Source organism: Alistipes finegoldii DSM 17242 (genome assembly GCF_000265365.1).
In the GTDB taxonomy this organism is placed as follows: domain Bacteria; phylum Bacteroidota; class Bacteroidia; order Bacteroidales; family Rikenellaceae; genus Alistipes; species Alistipes finegoldii.
Genome location: NC_018011.1, coordinates 1,860,447 through 1,876,144, shown reverse-complemented (window position 1 = coordinate 1,876,144; position 15,698 = coordinate 1,860,447). Strand labels below are relative to the sequence as shown.

14 protein-coding genes are annotated in these 15,698 nt (G+C 61.7%); 9 read left to right on the top strand and 5 right to left on the bottom strand.

What is annotated here, in order from left to right; translation table 11 throughout:
- The first annotated feature begins 11 nt into the window (after positions 1-11).
- Both ALFI_RS08145 and cls read left to right on the top strand, forming a co-directional pair.
- Positions 12-1,019 carry a DUF4837 family protein gene (locus ALFI_RS08145; RefSeq protein ID WP_009597647.1) on the top strand — a complete coding sequence of 336 codons (1,008 nt, stop codon included), beginning with the start codon at positions 12-14 and terminating at the stop codon, positions 1,017-1,019.
- A 39-nt stretch (positions 1,020-1,058) separates the two neighbouring features.
- Positions 1,059-2,474 carry a cardiolipin synthase gene (gene cls, locus ALFI_RS08140; RefSeq protein WP_014775468.1) on the top strand — a complete coding sequence of 472 codons (1,416 nt, stop codon included), beginning with the start codon at positions 1,059-1,061 and terminating at the stop codon, positions 2,472-2,474.
- A 92-nt stretch (positions 2,475-2,566) separates the two neighbouring features.
- Here the strand turns inward: cls and ALFI_RS08135 are convergent, their stop codons facing one another.
- Genes ALFI_RS08135 through surE form a run of 3 tightly spaced genes read right to left on the bottom strand, consistent with a single transcriptional unit; the run spans position 2,567 to position 4,986 of the window.
- Positions 2,567-3,202 carry a response regulator gene (locus ALFI_RS08135; RefSeq protein WP_009597668.1) on the bottom strand — a complete coding sequence of 212 codons (636 nt, stop codon included), beginning with the start codon at positions 3,200-3,202 and terminating at the stop codon, positions 2,567-2,569.
- Between the two features lie 4 nt (positions 3,203-3,206).
- Positions 3,207-4,178, bottom strand: coding sequence for a sensor histidine kinase (locus ALFI_RS08130; protein WP_014775467.1), 972 nt, complete (start codon positions 4,176-4,178; stop codon positions 3,207-3,209).
- Positions 4,179-4,212: 34 nt separating this feature from the next.
- On the bottom strand, positions 4,213-4,986 hold the full coding sequence (gene surE / locus ALFI_RS08125; RefSeq protein ID WP_009597616.1) for a 5'/3'-nucleotidase SurE: 774 nt from the start codon (positions 4,984-4,986) through the stop codon (positions 4,213-4,215).
- A gap of 674 nt (positions 4,987-5,660) precedes the next feature.
- On the opposite strand from surE, the gene rplS reads away from it, so the two are divergent.
- Complete coding sequence (rplS, locus tag ALFI_RS08120; RefSeq protein ID WP_009597593.1) at positions 5,661-6,041, top strand: 50S ribosomal protein L19; 381 nt, start codon at positions 5,661-5,663, stop codon at positions 6,039-6,041.
- Between the two features lie 668 nt (positions 6,042-6,709).
- Here rplS and ALFI_RS08110 read toward each other — a convergent pair.
- Positions 6,710-8,008: an MFS transporter gene (locus ALFI_RS08110; protein WP_014775466.1), complete on the bottom strand. Its 1,299-nt coding sequence runs from the start codon at positions 8,006-8,008 to the stop codon at positions 6,710-6,712.
- A 37-nt stretch (positions 8,009-8,045) separates the two neighbouring features.
- Positions 8,046-9,035: a polyprenyl synthetase family protein gene (locus ALFI_RS08105; protein WP_042494005.1), complete on the bottom strand. Its 990-nt coding sequence runs from the start codon at positions 9,033-9,035 to the stop codon at positions 8,046-8,048.
- 267 nt (positions 9,036-9,302) lie between these two features.
- Between ALFI_RS08105 and ALFI_RS08100 the strand changes: the two genes are divergently transcribed.
- From ALFI_RS08100 to queA, 6 genes are all read left to right on the top strand, one after another.
- The gene (locus tag ALFI_RS08100) at positions 9,303-11,792 is read left to right on the top strand and encodes a glycosyltransferase family protein (RefSeq protein WP_014775464.1); all 2,490 of its coding nucleotides are present in this window, start codon (positions 9,303-9,305) and stop codon (positions 11,790-11,792) included.
- A 4-nt stretch (positions 11,793-11,796) separates the two neighbouring features.
- Entirely contained in the window at positions 11,797-12,678 is an 882-nt protein-coding gene (locus ALFI_RS08095; protein WP_014775463.1) for a cell division protein FtsX, read from the top strand.
- Positions 12,679-12,936 (top strand): DUF3098 domain-containing protein, encoded by a 258-nt coding sequence (locus ALFI_RS08090; protein WP_009597622.1) that lies wholly within the window; start codon positions 12,679-12,681, stop codon positions 12,934-12,936.
- A gap of 59 nt (positions 12,937-12,995) precedes the next feature.
- Positions 12,996-13,787: an undecaprenyl-diphosphate phosphatase gene (locus ALFI_RS08085; protein ID WP_014775462.1), complete on the top strand. Its 792-nt coding sequence runs from the start codon at positions 12,996-12,998 to the stop codon at positions 13,785-13,787.
- Positions 13,787-14,503 carry a tRNA pseudouridine(55) synthase TruB gene (gene truB / locus ALFI_RS08080; protein ID WP_014775461.1) on the top strand — a complete coding sequence of 239 codons (717 nt, stop codon included), beginning with the start codon at positions 13,787-13,789 and terminating at the stop codon, positions 14,501-14,503. The genes ALFI_RS08085 and truB overlap by 1 nt, the downstream gene beginning before the upstream one ends.
- Positions 14,504-14,567: 64 nt before the next feature.
- A complete protein-coding gene (gene queA / locus ALFI_RS08075; RefSeq protein WP_009597673.1) occupies positions 14,568-15,617 on the top strand; it encodes a tRNA preQ1(34) S-adenosylmethionine ribosyltransferase-isomerase QueA in 1,050 nt (349 codons plus the stop codon).
- Positions 15,618-15,698 lie beyond the last annotated feature (81 nt).

Sequence of the window (15,698 nt, the reverse complement as noted above, 5' to 3'; positions counted from 1 at the left end):
TACGACCGGCTATGAAAACGTTTTTCCGCATTGCCGCAGCCGCGGCCCTTTTCGCAGCGATGACGGCCTGCGACGCATTCCATTCGCTGACAAAATCGCGGCTCAAAACCGCTCAAGGCTCCCCCTACGAGCTGATCGTCGTCTGCCCCCAGCAGGAGTGGACGGGCGAGCTGGGCGACACGCTGCGCTCGATACTCACGGCTCCGGTTCCCTACCTCAACCAGACCGAGCCGCTGTTCGACGTGCTCCGCGTCACCGAACGGGGATTCACGGGCATGGTCGCCGACCACCGCAACATCCTCAAGATCGTCGAAGACCCTTCGCTCGCCGCGACCAACATCGCCGTCCAGTACGACGTGACGGCCGAACCGCAGATCGTGCTGACCCTGCAGGGTCCCGACGACAAGGCGCTCACCGACTACCTCTCCGAGCACCGCGAAAGTCTGGTGCAGGTGCTCGAAAAGGCCGAGCGCGACCGGGCGGTCAAATTCGCCGAAGCCTTCTCCGAACAGCGCGTCGCCAAGGCGATAAAGAGCACGTTCGGGGTCGACATGACCGTACCGAAAGGCTATGTGCTGGCCGCCGACGAGAAGGATTTCCTCTGGGCGCGCTACGAATACCCCACGGCCAGTCAGGGCTTCTTCATCTATTCCTACCCCTACCGGGGCAAGGAGTCGCTCTCGCCGGGCGCCCTGCTCGCGGCGCGCAACGAATTCGCCGCCCGCATTCCGGGTCCGTCCGACGGTTCGTACATGACCACCTCCGAAGCGTTCGAACCCGACTACCGCATGTTCCGCATGGAGGGACGCCTGTGGTGCGAGCTGCGCGGTTTCTGGGATGTCCACGGCGACTTCATGGGCGGCCCGTTCGTCAGCTACACGACCGTCGATACGGCCACCGGCCGCGTCCTGACCATCGACTGCTACGTCTACTCGCCCAAAAACCACAAGCGCAACTACGTGCGCGGCGTGGAGCACCTGCTCTACCTGCTGAAATTTCCGGAGCAGCCCCGGCAGTAACCCCGCCCGGCGGTCCTCCGCACCGATGAAGAAACCCGTATGCAGCAAATTCTGACATACATTTTTCTGATTATCTATTCGGTCACCATCCTCGGCATCATTCTGGTCGTCATCACCGACAACCGCAATCCGCTGAAGACGCTGCCGTGGATCATCGTGCTGGTGCTGGCCCCCGTCTTGGGGCTGATCTTCTATTTTTTCTTCGGCCAGAACCTCTCCAAACAGCGCATCATCTCGCGCCGGACGCGCAAGCGCATCACCCTGCAGCTCGAAGAAGCCGAGCACACCGACGGTCCCGACCTGCCCGAAGCGTACCGTCCGCTGGCCGCCCTGCTGACCAACACGAGCCACTCGATCCCGCTCTACGGCAGCCGGATCACCACCTACACCGACGGGCGGTCGAAGATGGAGGCCCTGCTGACCGAAATCGCCTGCGCAAAGCACCACATCCACATCCAGTACTACATCCTCAACGACGACGAAACGGGCCGCCGCCTGCGCGACGCGCTGATCGCAAAGGCCCGCGAAGGGGTCGAGGTACGCATCCTCTACGACGACGTGGGCAGCAGCGGGGCCAAAAAATCCTTTTTCCGCAGCATGCGCAGCGAAGGCATCGAGGTCTACGCCTTCCTGCACGTCAAATTCCCGCTCTTCACCAGCAAGGTCAACTACCGCAACCACCGCAAGATCGCCGTCATCGACGGCTGCGTGGGCTTCCTCGGCGGCATGAACATCGCCGACCGCTACGTCCGCGGCACCCGATGGGGCACATGGCGCGACACCCATTTCCGGATCGAGGGCAGCGGCGCCGCGGGCCTTCAGGCGTCGTTCCTGAGCGACTGGTCGGCGACCACCAAGCAGCAGATCGCCGCGGCGGAATACTATCCCCCCGCGGCGCGTTTCACCGACAACATCATGCAGATCGTCTCCAGCGGCCCCTTCGGCAAATGGCGGACGCTGCTGCAGGCCGACAGCTACGCCATCGCCCGCGCCCGGCGGCGGGTGTGGATCCAAACCCCCTACTACCTTCCGTCCGACGTCCTCAACTCGGCGCTGCAGGAGGCCGCGCTGGCGGGCATCGACGTGCGGCTGATGCTCCCCGCACGCTCCGATTCGAAGGTCGTGGATCTGGCGACGCACTCCTACCTCGACGACATGATGAAGGCCGGCGTAAAGATACTCTTCTACATGCCGGGATTCCTGCACTCCAAACTGCTCATCATCGACGACATGCTCTCGGTCATCGGCTCCGCGAACATGGACTTCCGCAGTTTCGAACACAACTTCGAAGTCAACGCCTTCGTCTACGACGGGGAATTCACGGCGCGCATGGCCTCCGTCTTCGAAGAGGACCAGTCGCGCAGCCATCCGCTCACCCCGGCCGAATGGTTCCGCCGCCCCCGGAGCCGCCGCGTCGCCGAATCGCTCATGCGGGTCTTCTCGCCGCTGCTGTAAACGCCGCAGCCAACAGCGCACACGAATACGCCGCACGCGAATACAGACGCATGCGGCCGGACGATTTTTCCCGACATCAGGATTTCAGGAGGTCAGATTTCGACGATTCCGTTGCGGATGGCGTAAACGACCAGACTGGCGGTGTTCTTGCAGCCGGTCTTTTCGAGAATGTTGGCCCGGTGCTTGTCCACCGTGCGCTTCGAAATAAACAGTTCGTCGGCGATCTCCTGATTGGACAGTCCGCGGCACACGGCCACCAGAATCTCGCGTTCGCGGACCGAGAGCTGCTCGTCGGGCACGTCGTCGCGCGTGCGCATCCGCCCCGTGAGCGATGAAAGCAGCTGGGGGCTGAAATAGCTTCCGCCCGACATCACCGCGTCGATGGCCTCGATCACGTCGCCGATGTCGGAATCCTTCAGCAGAAATCCCCGCGCCCCGGCCTGCACCATGCGCGAATAATAGCTCTCCTCGCCGAACATCGAGAGGGTGATGATCCGCAGATCGGGCCGCCGGGCCAGCGCCCGTTCGGTGGTCTGCGCCCCATCGAGTCCCGGCATGGCGAAATCCATGAAGACCACGTCGGTCTCCAGTCCGGGCAGCATCGCGAGAAACTCCTCGCCGCTGGCGGCTTCGCCCACGACGCGGCACCCGGCGCAGCGTTCGAGCAGCCCCCGCAGTCCGTTGCGGAAGAGCGAATGATCGTCTACGAGTACTATTTTGCGTTCCATGATTCTACCGGTTACGGCGTTTGCGCTTCGGGAGCGCCGGTTCCTGCTGCGTATTGACCCGGATCGCGGCGCGCATGCCTTTGCCCTTGGCGCTCGAAATGTCGAAGGTCCCGCCCAGCGAATTGATGCGCGACGAGATGTTCGAAAGCCCCATGCCGCAGTCCATCATCGCCTGCGGATTGAACCCGCGCCCGTCATCCGTGTAGTCGAGAGCCAGCTCCGAGCCGTTCTGCGACAGCGACAGGTTGATCGACGTGCAGGCGGCGTGCTTGAGCGAGTTGTTTATCAGCTCGCAGATCACGCGGTAGAGGATCACCTCTATATCCGTATCGTAACGCTCCGTGCGGAGGTTCGTCGTGAAGCGTATCTTCGCGTCGTGCATCGCCGCGCTCTTGTCGATGAAGTTCTGCACGCCGCGCGCCAGTCCGAAATCGTTGAGCACATGCGGCGAGAGGTTGTTCGAGATCTCGCGCAGCGAACGGATCGCCTCGTCGATCACATAGGTCGTATTGTCGATGATCTCGCGCTGGTCCGCAGAGCGCTCCTCGCGCGAAAGCGCCGAGAGCGACATCCGGGCCGACGACAGCAGCGGGCCGAGTCCGTCGTGCAGCTCCTTCGAGAAGCGCGACCGGGCCTTCTCCTCGGTGCGGAGCACGGCCGTGAGGATGCGTTTGTTGAGCAGCTGCCGCTGCCGGTTCAGACGGTCGATGTATTTGAACAGCTTGTGGGCATACATGACGCCGATCGACAGACATACCGAGACCACGATCCCCAGATAGCCGAACCACCAGCGCGGCACGTAGTGCCCGCCGGCCATCAGCAGCTGCACGAACCGCTCGACGGAGAGCAGCGAAAAGCCCACGATAAAGAGAATCCACACCGAGTTGTACTTGGTGGCGCGTACCAGCCGCAGGGCGTAAGCCGTGGCGAGGGTCTGGACGATGATCGAAATGACGAGCAGGATTTTGATCAGCATAGGCCTGACTATTTACTTTACTGCAAATATACGATTATTTCAGCACTTCGGCAAGCGCTCCGAGCTGACGGTAATCCGTCAGGTCCACCTGCACGGGCACCACCGAGACGTAACCGTGCGACAAGGCCCATTCGTCGGTGTCCTGCGCCTCCGGCTCTTCGTTGACGAAGGCTCCCGTAAGCCAGAAATACTCCCGGCCGCGGGGATCCTCGTGGCGGTAGAACTCCTCGCGCCAGAAGCCGCGGTTCTGGCGGCAAAGACGGATGCCGCGCAGCTCGTCGGGCCTGCCGACCGGAACGTTCACGTTCAGACAGAGCGGCAGCTCGATCCTGTTTTCGAGCACGCTGCCCACGATCCGCCTGCCGTACGCCACCGCCGCCTCGAAATCGGCGTCCTCGCCGTGGTCGTCGAGCGACAGCCCGACGGCGGGACAGCCGTAGAAGCTGCCTTCGATCGCCGCGCCCATCGTCCCCGAATAAAGCACGTTCACGGCGGAGTTGGAGCCGTGGTTGATGCCCGAAATTACCAGATCGACGCGCTCTTCGCGCAGCAGGTAATCGAATGCCATCTTCACGCAGTCCACCGGCGTGCCGGAAAAGGCGTACACCTCCAGCCCCTCTTCCTTCCGCACACAGCGCAGGTACAGCGGGTTGTACATCGTGATGGCTTGGCTCATGCCGCTCTGCGTCGTTTCGGGCGCCACCACGACCACGCGGCCGAAGCCGCGCGCGACCTCCACGGCCGCCGCAAGTCCTTTCGAATCGTAGCCGTCGTCGTTGGTGACAAGTATCAGTCTCTCTTCCTTCATATCTCAAGTTTATCGCAAAGACAGCATAAACCGTTCTCAAATGCGTATCCGCACAAAATTTTGCCGGATTCGACCTGCCGGCCCGGCGTCTGTCTCCCCGCAAAGATAGTGAAAGGCGGGCGACAAAACGAAAATTTGTTTCCGATTTTGTCCGTGGCGCACTTTGTTTCGTCCGAACCGCACCTTGTTGTCCGCGTCGTCCCGTTGTATCCATGCCGTCCTGTTTTATCCGCACTGCACCTCCCGTTTTGTCCGTACCGCCCCTTGTTCACCAAAACCGCCTCCCCTCTTGTCGAAGCCGTCCCTGTTGTGTCCATGCCGTCCCTGTTGTAGCCATGCCGTCCCTGTTGTAGCCATGCCGCCCTCCGCTTCACCAAAGCCGTCTCCCGTTCCGCCCGAACCGCCCCCGTTTTCCGTAAAGACAACGATAAATCGCGCCCCGAAACGATATTTTTACGCCCCGTTTGCGCCGAATGAAAAAAACTTCGTATATTTGCACTCCCTTTCAGGGCGTATATCAACCTCTTTCATTGGGTGCCGCGCAGTTGCGCAGGAGGGCGGGGACGGCTCAGGCGGTCCGAAGCCGCGGACGCAGGATTACGGATCAGGGTATCCGTATGGTAAGCCGGGCACAGCGGGAATGTTGGGTGCGAAACACAATAATTGTTGCAACAATGAACAAAGACGCAATCATCAAGCTCGTAAACGAGCAGATGTGGGCAAAGACGGATGCCGATGTTCCGTCGTTCAAGGCCGGTGACACGATCACCGTATCCTACAAAATCGTCGAGGGTAGCAAGGAGCGCGTGCAGAGTTTCCGCGGCGTAGTTATCCAGATCAAGGGTTCGGGCAAGACCAAGATGTTCACGATCCGTAAGATTTCGGGCGGCGTGGGCGTGGAGCGTATCTTCCCCCTCTACTCGCCCCACATCGACAAGATCGAGGTCAACAAGGTCGGCGTAGTACGCCGCGCACGTATCTACTACCTGCGCGATCTGACCGGCAAGAAGGCCCGCATCAAGGAGAAGCGCATGACCAGCGCGGACAAGAAATAATCCGGACGGTCAGCAAGAAAAACAGGGAAGCTCCGGCTTCCCTGTTTTTTTTATTGCCCGCGACGCCCCGTTCCGTTTTCATTCCGCCCCTTCGCTTCGTCCTTTCTCTTCAACCGGCTGTTCTTTCCATTCCGTCCCGCAGTCCGTCCCTCTCAGGCCCGCAGTCCGACGCCCACGAGCGCATCACTTATTTCTTATTTATAGCCGCCGTCTTTCAGTTCGGGCTGCCTTTTCTCTTATCCGCCGTCTCTTCCATCCGAAGCCGCCGCCCGTCCCCTTCAGCCCGCCCCGTCCTCCGCTTCTTATTCCGCCCCGCCATTCAGTTTCCTGCCCGACCTCCCCGCCACCTGCATCTCCCCGCCACCTGCATCTCCCCGCCACCTGCATCTCCCCGCCGCCTGCATCTCCCCGCCGCCTGCATCTCCCCGCCGCCTGCATCTCGCCGTCTGCGGCGGCTCTCCGCATCCGCATTCCTGCTCCTGTGCGGCCCCTTCTCCGCTCCCTGCTCCGGCCCATCCCGGCGCGCCATTCCGCCGGCCGGATTAAGCATTCCCTCCCTCTGCAAGCCCCCGTCGCCTGCAAACAACCGCCGCCCCTCCCCGGCTACAGCAAAAAAATCCCGGCGCCGCAAACTCGGCACCGGGATTTTTCGTTTTCCGACCGGAGCATCAGTCCACCGGAATATCCTTGTTGACGTTCTTCGAACCGATAAGCGCATAGTAGAGCATATAGGCCAAACCGGCTACGATCACCCAATAGCTCGTCAGGTAACCTACGCCGCCCGTCAAATCGACGATGCCGTTTTGCAGCAGGGGAAGGATGCCGCCGCCGCAGACCAGCGCCATGAAAATACCGGAAGCCTTTTCCGTATATTTACCCAATCCTTCTACCGCCAAGTTGAAGATGCCTCCCCACATGACCGAAGTACAGAGACCGACAAGCACCAGCAGCGCGGCACTCACCGGCACGTTGACCAGTCCGAAGCCCTCCGCGCCGTTGAAAACCGGCAGGTTGACCGGCACGTTCGGCGCGAACATGGCGCCCAGCGTCAGCAGCAGGCCGGCCGAAGATACGACCATCAGCATGCTTTTCGCCGACACCTTGCTGCCGATCATCGCGCCCAGAAGCCGGCCGACCAGCATCAGCAGCCAATACGTAGCGGCGACCGAACCTGCGATAGCCTCGACGTTCACGCCGCTGCCCAGCACATTCAGCTCAGGATTCTGCAGCCACTTCTGCAGCACGTTGGGAACGCCGACTTCGACACCCACATAGACGAAAATCGCCACGGAACCGAGAATGAAGTGACGGAACGAGAGCGGGCTGTATTTCGACGTCTCGGCGACTTTCTTGCCCTCCGTCTTCTGGGTCTCCGGAATCTTCGTCAGCGCGATCACGATGAATGCGAATGCGAAAATGGCCAATGCGCCGTACATCAGCGGGAATACGTTGCTGATCTGCGCATTCTTGATTCCCTCCGGAATCAGCAGGCCGGTCAGGATGATGACCGCCGTGCCGCAGAGCGAGTTGAACGAGCCGCCCGCCTGAATGAGCTGATTGCCTTTGTTTCCGCCTCCGCCGAGCTTGTTGAGCATCGGGTTCACGACGGTGTTGAGCAAACACATGGAGAAACCTGCGATGAAGGCGCCGAGCAGATAGACGCCGAAGCTCTCGACCGAGCCGGAGAGCGTCTGGATGCCGACGCCGGTAAAGCCGACGGCGATAGCGATCAGTGCGGTTTTCTTGTAGCCGTACTTCTGCAGCATGTTGCCGGCAGGATACCCCATGATCGCATAAGCGATGAAGTTCGCGAACACGCCCAGCGTTCCCATCCAGTTGGGCACATTGAACTGGTACTTCAGAATGTCACGCATAGGTGATGCCAGATTCGTCACGAATGAGATCATACCGAAGAGGAAGATCATCACAATGATCGGCAAAGTGTAATTTTGTTTTTTCGTCTCCATTGAGTTTTATGAAATTTAGGTTAATGAGTTTTCCGGTTTACCGGTCCCGTTCGGCGATGTAGGCGCAGAGGTTCGCCAGCGCCGTACGGTAATCCGACGCCTCGTATTCCGAGAGCATCTCCACGGCCCGCGCGATATAGCTGCGCATCACCTCGGCGGCGAAGGTCAGTCCGCCTTCGTTCTCGACCGTACGCTGCAGGTATTCCACCGACTCCTCGTCGTCGTGACAGCAGGCCAGCCGCTCCAGCAGTTCGGTGCAGCGTTCGGCCGGCGCCTTGTCCAGCACGGCCAGCAGCGGCAGGGTGATCTTGCCCTCGCGCAGGTCGTTGTTGGCAGGTTTTCCCGTATGCGCCGTGCGCGTGTAGTCGAGAATGTCGTCCTGTATCTGGAAAGCCATGCCCACGGCCTCGCCGAAGCGGCGCATCAGGGCCACCTTCTGCTGCGAAGCGCCCACCGCCATCGCCCCCGCCGAAGCGCTGACGCCGATCAGGCACGCCGTCTTCTTATAGATGATGTCGAGGTACGCCTGCCGCGTCATGGTATGTTTTTCGGCGCACTCGCTTTGCAGCACCTCGCCCTCGCAGAGCGCCGCCATCGACCCGCAGACGTGCGTCACCAGATCGAACTGACCGCTCGTCAGGCCGATGCTCAGGTTGCGGGCCAGAATGTAGTCGCCCAGAATCACCGCCTTGTGCGACTGCCAGCGCGCATTGGCCGACGGCTTGCCGCGGCGCATGTCGGCTTCGTCGATCACGTCGTCGTGAATCAGCGACGCCACGTGAATCATCTCCACGAGCATGGCTGCCAGATGGACCCGGCGCCCCTTGGCCGCCTCCGCCACCGGCGAATTCATCGCGGCCGACAACAGCACCAGCAGCGGCCGGATGCCTTTGCCGCGCGACGACAGGGCGTAACGCAGCATGTCGGAGAGCAGTTCCCCCTCGGCCGTAAACTGACGATCGACGAATTCGTCGAACGCCTCCAGTTCCGCAGTCACGGGTTTGCGGATCGTATCGAGTGTAATCATAAAGCCTATTCTGTTCGCGGCAACGGACGCAACACGGCCCGGAGCGAAGGCCTGTTCGGGAAATGCCCCGCACACCGGGTCGCCGCATATCTTTGGCAAAGATAGTGATTTTTCGCAATCGCCGCTCGTCAAGTAAATGTTTTTTCGTACCTTTGCGAAGGCTTAACACGTTCACTCAGACAGCGTGCGCCCCGGCGGAATGCGGACCGCACGCGGCTTCCGCCCTGAGTCTGCACGGTCTCCGGCCACCGGATAACGACTTGAAATATGGAATCTTCGAAAACGATCATACGCCGGCTGCTGCCGGCCGCGGCGGCCCTCGCGCTCTTCTTCGTGGTGAGCGCAGTCTACTTCGCCCCGCAGTTCCGCGGCGAGGTGCTGCCCCAGCACGACGTCGTGCAGTACGACGGCATGGCCAAGGATATCAACGACATGCGCGAAGCCACGGGCGAAGATCCCCAGTGGACGGGCCGCATGTTCGGCGGCATGCCCGCCTACCTGATCAACGTGGCCTACCCGGCGCAGCTCGTCAAGAACACCCTCGGCCGGGTCGTCAAGATCATCGACACCCCCGCCGCCTTCCTCTTTTTCGCCATGACGGCCATGTGGCTCATGCTGCTGATCTTCGGCGTCAATCCGTGGGTGGGCGTCGTCGCGTCGCTGGCCTACGGCCTTTCGACCTATTTCCTGCTCATCATCGGCGCAGGCCACATCACCAAGATGTGGGCGCTGGTCTACGCCCCGCTGATGATGGGCGGCGCGTGGATGACCCTGCGGGGCAACATGTGGGCCGGAGGCGCGCTCACGGCGCTCACGGCGTCGCTCGAAATCGGCGCCAACCACCCGCAGATCACCTACTATTTCCTGCTGGCGATGGCCGCCTTCTGGATCAGCGAAGGTGTCACGGCCTTCCGGGAGAAGCATTTCCGGAATTTCGCGCTCCGCACCGCCGTGCTCGCCGCCGCGGGCCTGCTGGCCGTCGGCTCGAACTTCTCGCCCCTCTGGTACACGGCCAAACACTCCAAGGAGACCATGCGCGGCGGCTCCGAGCTGGCTTCGACCGCCGAGACGTCCAAAAACGGACTGGCCCTCGACTACGCCACGGCGTGGAGCTACGGCCGCACGGAGAGTCTCAACCTGCTGGTTCCCGACTTCATGGGCCGCGAATCGGGCACGGCCTTCGCCCCCGACGGCGAAGTGGCCGCCGTGCTCAACGACTACGGACTGCGGGGCGCCGCGCAGCAGCTGCCCGCCTACTGGGGAACGCAGCCCTATACCGGCGGTCCGACCTACCTCGGCGCCGCGGCGATCTTCCTCGCCGCACTGGGCGTCGCGCTGGTCCGGGGCCGCAACAAGTGGTGGATCGTAGCGGTCTCGGCGCTGACGCTCCTGCTGGCATGGGGCCGCAACCTGATGTGGTTCACCGAGCTGGCCTTCGACTGGCTCCCCGGCTACAATAAATTCCGCACCGTCTCGATGGCCCTCGTCGTCGTGCAGTGGACGGTTCCCCTGCTCGGCGCACTGGCGCTGATGCGGCTCTGGCGCGACGAAATTCCGCGCCGGCGGCTCTTCAAGGCCCTCGGCTGGGCCGCGGGCGTCACGGGGGGCCTCTGCCTGCTGCTGGCCGTCGCGGGCGGCTCGCTCTTCGACTTCGGCCGCGAAGAGAGCGCGGCGATGATGACCGAGCAGTTCCACCAGATACTCAAAGCCAACAACATGCAGGAATACCTCGACCGGGGCATGGACGCCGAAATGGGCATCGCCACGGCCGACGCCATGGCCGCCGAACGCGCTTCGATGATGCAGGCCGACGCATGGCGTTCGCTGCTGATGATCCTGCTCGCCGCGGGCGGCGTGGCGCTGTTCGCCCTGCGCAGAATCAACAAATACGCACTCACGGCGCTGCTCGGCGCGGTGATGCTGCTCGACCTCGTTCCCGTGGACCTGCGGTTCCTCTCGCACGACGACTTCATTTCGGCGCGCCGCCGGCAGATCACGGCCACGGCCGCCGACAAGGCGATCTTGGCCGACAAGGATCCGGGCTTCCGCGTCCTCAACCTCACGGTCAGCCCGTTTCAGGACGCCACGACCTCCTATTTCCACCGTTCGGTCGGCGGCTACCACGGCGCCAAGCTGGCCCGCTATCAGGACCTGATCGACCGCTACCTGAGCTACCGCAACGACGCGGTGCTCGACATGCTCAACACCCGCTACCTGATCGTCCCCGGCGACGACGGACAGCCGCAGGCCGTGCGCCGCGCGACGGCAAACGGTCCGGCGTGGTTCGTCGATGGGATCGTCGCAGCCGACACCCCGCAGCAGGAAATCGACCTCTTGGGCAGCGTCGATCTGAAAACGACGGCCGTCGCCGCCCCCGCCGACAAGGCGTTCGCCGAGGAGTGGCAGGCGGGCGGACAGGCGGATACGACGCTCGTGCGCGGCATCGCGCTCACGGAGTACCGTCCCAACTACCAGAAATACGAATACACGGCCCCCGAAGAGTCGGTCGCCGTATTCTCGGAGATATTCTACGACCACGGCTGGACGGCCTACGTCGACGGCGAGGCGATGCCCGGCTTCCGGGCCGACTACATCCTGCGCGCCATGAAACTGCCCGCCGGCCGGCACACCGTCGAGTGGCGGTTCCGCGCTCCGGGCTGGGCCGCGGCCGAGGCCGTGACGCTCGTCTCGTCGCTCCTGATCCTGCTCGGCGCCGCCGCGGCACTGACATACTGTTTCCGCAAGAAAAAGGCATAAGACTATGAAAGACGACAAGAGACTTAAACGAAAAGTCCGCAACTCCTATATCGTATCGACCGTCAGCATCATGCTCGTACTGTTCCTGCTGGGGTCGGTAGGCTACCTGATGGTCGCCGCGATGAAGGTCGCCCAGACCCTGCAGGAGAGCATCGCCGTCACCGTCGAACTGCAAAACGGCATCTCGGACCAGCAGCGCGAAACGATCAACAAACGGCTCACCGCCGAGGAGCTGGTCGCGACCGTCGCCTATGTCACGAAGGAGGAGAAGGCCGACGACGCCGAATTCCGCAAGATGTTCGAAAGCGAATTCGAGGAGATTCTCGACGAAAATCCGCTGCTCGACTCGTTCGAGCTGACCCTCACGGCCGAGTCGGCCGACAAGGAGCTCCTCGACGGCTTCATCGCCTCCGTCTCCGGCATCGCGGGCGTCGAGCGGGTCAGCTATCCCGCGCTGATGGCCGAGCGGCTGCACGCCACGGTGGGCAAAATCCGGCTCGTCCTGCTGCTTTTCGGCGGCGCGCTGCTGATCATCTCGCTGATCCTGCTGAGCAACACCATCCGGCTGGCGATCTTCTCGAAACGCTATCTGATCAACACGATGAAGCTCGTCGGAGCTACCAAGTGGTTCATCATGAAGCCCTTCCTCGGCAGCAGCATCACGCAGGGCATACTGGCCGGACTGGGGGCCTCGCTGCTGTTCGGGCTTTCGGTCTTCGGACTCAACGAAGCGGTCCCCGAACTGACGACCATCGCCGAGAGCGGCAAAATCGCCATCATCCTCGGCGCGATGATTGCGGGCGGCGTCGTCATATCGGGACTCTTCACCGTCGCGGCCCTCAACAAATTCGTCAACATGAAGTCGAACAAGATATACCTTTATTAAATGAAAAAAGCGAATAAGAACACCCCTGCGGAGCAGGAACCCCCCAAAATGCCGCTTACCCGCCGCAACTACGTCCTGCTGGCGATCGGCTTCGCCGTGATCCTGCTGGGCTTCGTGCTGATGGCCGGCGGCGGCAGCGATTCGCCCGACCAGTTCAACTACGCGATGTTCTCATGGCGCCGCATCACGCTGGCCCCGATTCTGGTGATCGGCGGATTCGTGATCGAAATCTACGCCATCCTGAAAAGATACAAATAATTCACGCAACCCAAGGTCCGGCATTCGCCGCGACGACTCATAACCCCGCTTATCCGTAAATGGACACTCTACAAGCCATCCTGCTCGGCATCGTGCAGGGCATCACCGAATTTCTGCCCGTTTCGAGCAGCGGCCACCTCCAGATCGCCAAAGAGCTGCTGGGCGTCGAGCTCGAAGAGAACCTCACCTTCGACGTGGCGCTCCACGCCGCCACCGTCCTGAGCACCATCGTCGTACTCTGGAGCGAGGTGTGGCGTCTCCTGAAGGGTCTCTTCTCGCGCCGTTTCAACGCCGAGCAGGCCTACGTGCTCAAACTCGTGCTCTCGATGATTCCCATCGGCTTCGTCGGCTTCCTGTTCAAGGAGCGGATCAACGCCCTGCTCGACGCCCCCTATATCCTCGTGATCGTGGGCGCCATGCTGCTGCTGACGGCCGCACTGCTGGCTTTCGCCTATTACGCCAAACCCCGCCAGAAGGAGACCATCTCCTACCGCGACGCCTTCATCATCGGCCTTGCGCAGGCCTGCGCCGCCATGCCGGGCCTTTCGCGTTCGGGCACGACCATCGCCACGGGCCTCTTGCTGGGCAACAAAAAAGCCGCCGTGGCGCAATTCTCGTTCCTGATGGTGCTGGCTCCGATTCTGGGCGAGACGCTGCTCGAAGCCGTCAGCGGCGACCTCACGGCCGGCGTGGCCGCCGGTCCTCTCGCCGCAGGCTTCCTCGCCTCGTTCGTCACGGGCTGTCTGGCCTGCAAATTCATGATCGAAATCGTCAAGCGGGGCAAACTCATCTGGTTCGCGCTCTACTGCGCCGCCGCGGGCCTCGTATCCATCCTAAGCTATTTCTGTTAATGAAAGAACCGATCGACCTGCGGGGTCTCAACTTCGAAGAGGGTTATATCGCCGTACTGGACAAGCCCCTGCGCTGGACCTCGACCGATGTGGTCCGCAAAATCAAATTCACGCTGCGCCGCCTCGGCTACCGGAAAATCAAGGTGGGCCACGCCGGCACGCTCGATCCGCTCGCCACCGGCATCCTGCTGGTCTGCATCGGCCGCGCCACCAAGATGGTCGATGCGCTGCAGGCCGAGGAGAAGGAGTACGTCGCCGACGTGATGCTGGGCGCCACGACCCCCAGCTACGACCTCGAACACCCCGTCGACCGCACCTTCCCCACCGAACATATCACGCGCGAAAAGGTCCTCGCAGCCCTCTCTTCGCTCACGGGCGAGCGGCTTCAGGAGCCTCCCGTCTACTCGGCCAAGAAGATCGACGGCACGCGCGCCTACGAGCTGGCCCGCGCCGGCGAGGAGGTCACGATGCGCAAGGCGACGGTCAACATCTACGAACTGGAACTGCTGGAGTACGACCTTCCCCGCATCCGCATCCGCGTGCGGTGCAGCAAAGGCACCTACATCCGCTCGCTGGCCCACGAAATCGGACAGGCGCTCGAAAGCGGCGCCCACCTGACGTCGCTGCGCCGCACCCGCAGCGGCGGCTTTACGCTCGAAAAAGCCTTTGAATTCGAAGAATTTCTCAAAAAGTTGGAGGAACTTGAAACAAAATAGACTTTTTTGCGTATAGAAAATAATCTGTTTTGTTTTTAAGACGTAAAAAGAGTATTTTTTCACCATGAAATTATCACAATACGGGTACGAATTCGCCCCCGAAATGCTGGCGAAACATCCGACGGAAAACCGGGACGACTCGCGCCTGATGGTCATCAACCGCGCCAAAGGCACCGTCGAACACCGCATCTTCAAGGATATCATCGAGTATTTCGACGAAAAGGACCTCTTCGTCTTCAACGACACCAAGGTCTTCCCGGCCCGTCTGTACGGCAACAAGGAGAAGACCGGCGCCGAGATCGAGATCTTCCTGCTGCGCGAGCTGAACCGCGAACTGCGCCTGTGGGACGTGTTGGTCGATCCTGCGCGCAAGATCCGCATCGGCAACAAGCTCTACTTCGGCGACGACGACCTGCTGGTTGCCGAGGTGATCGACAACACCACTTCGCGCGGCCGCACGCTGCGTTTCCTGTTCGACGGCTCCTACGAGGAGTTCAAGCAGGCGCTTTTCAGTCTGGGCGAGACCCCGCTGCCCAAGTGGGTGCGCGACAAGGTCGAGCCGGAGGACGCCGAGCGCTACCAGACGATCTTCGCCCGGCACGAAGGCGCCGTGGCCGCCCCGACGGCCGGCATGCACTTCTCCAAGCACCTGATGAAGCGCATGGAGATCAAGGGCATCGACAAGTCCTTCATCACGCTGCACGTCGGTCTGGGCAACTTCCGCACGGTGGACGTCGAGGACCTCTCGAAACACAAGATGGATTCCGAGCAGTTCTTCGTGACGGACGAAGCCGCCGAAGCGGTCAATTCGGCCAAACGCGACGGACACAAGATCGTCGCCATCGGCACCACCGTCATGCGGACCGTCGAAACGGCCGTCTCGACCAACGGCATGATCAAGCCGATGGAGGGCTGGACCAACAAATTCATCTTCGCGCCCTACGAATTCACGGTGGCCGACGCCATGGTGACCAACTTCCACCTGCCCTACTCCACGCAGCTGATGATGGTTGCGGCTTTCGGCGGCTACGAAACGGTCATGAACGCCTACAAGGTGGCCAAGGAGGAAGGATACCGATTCGGCACTTACGGCGACGCGATGCTCATTCTTTAAGATTTTTTCACTATCTTTGCAAAACAGATAGCGGCCGTTTCCGCCAAGCCCGGACCGCTCCGGCCCCGTCCGGAGCATACA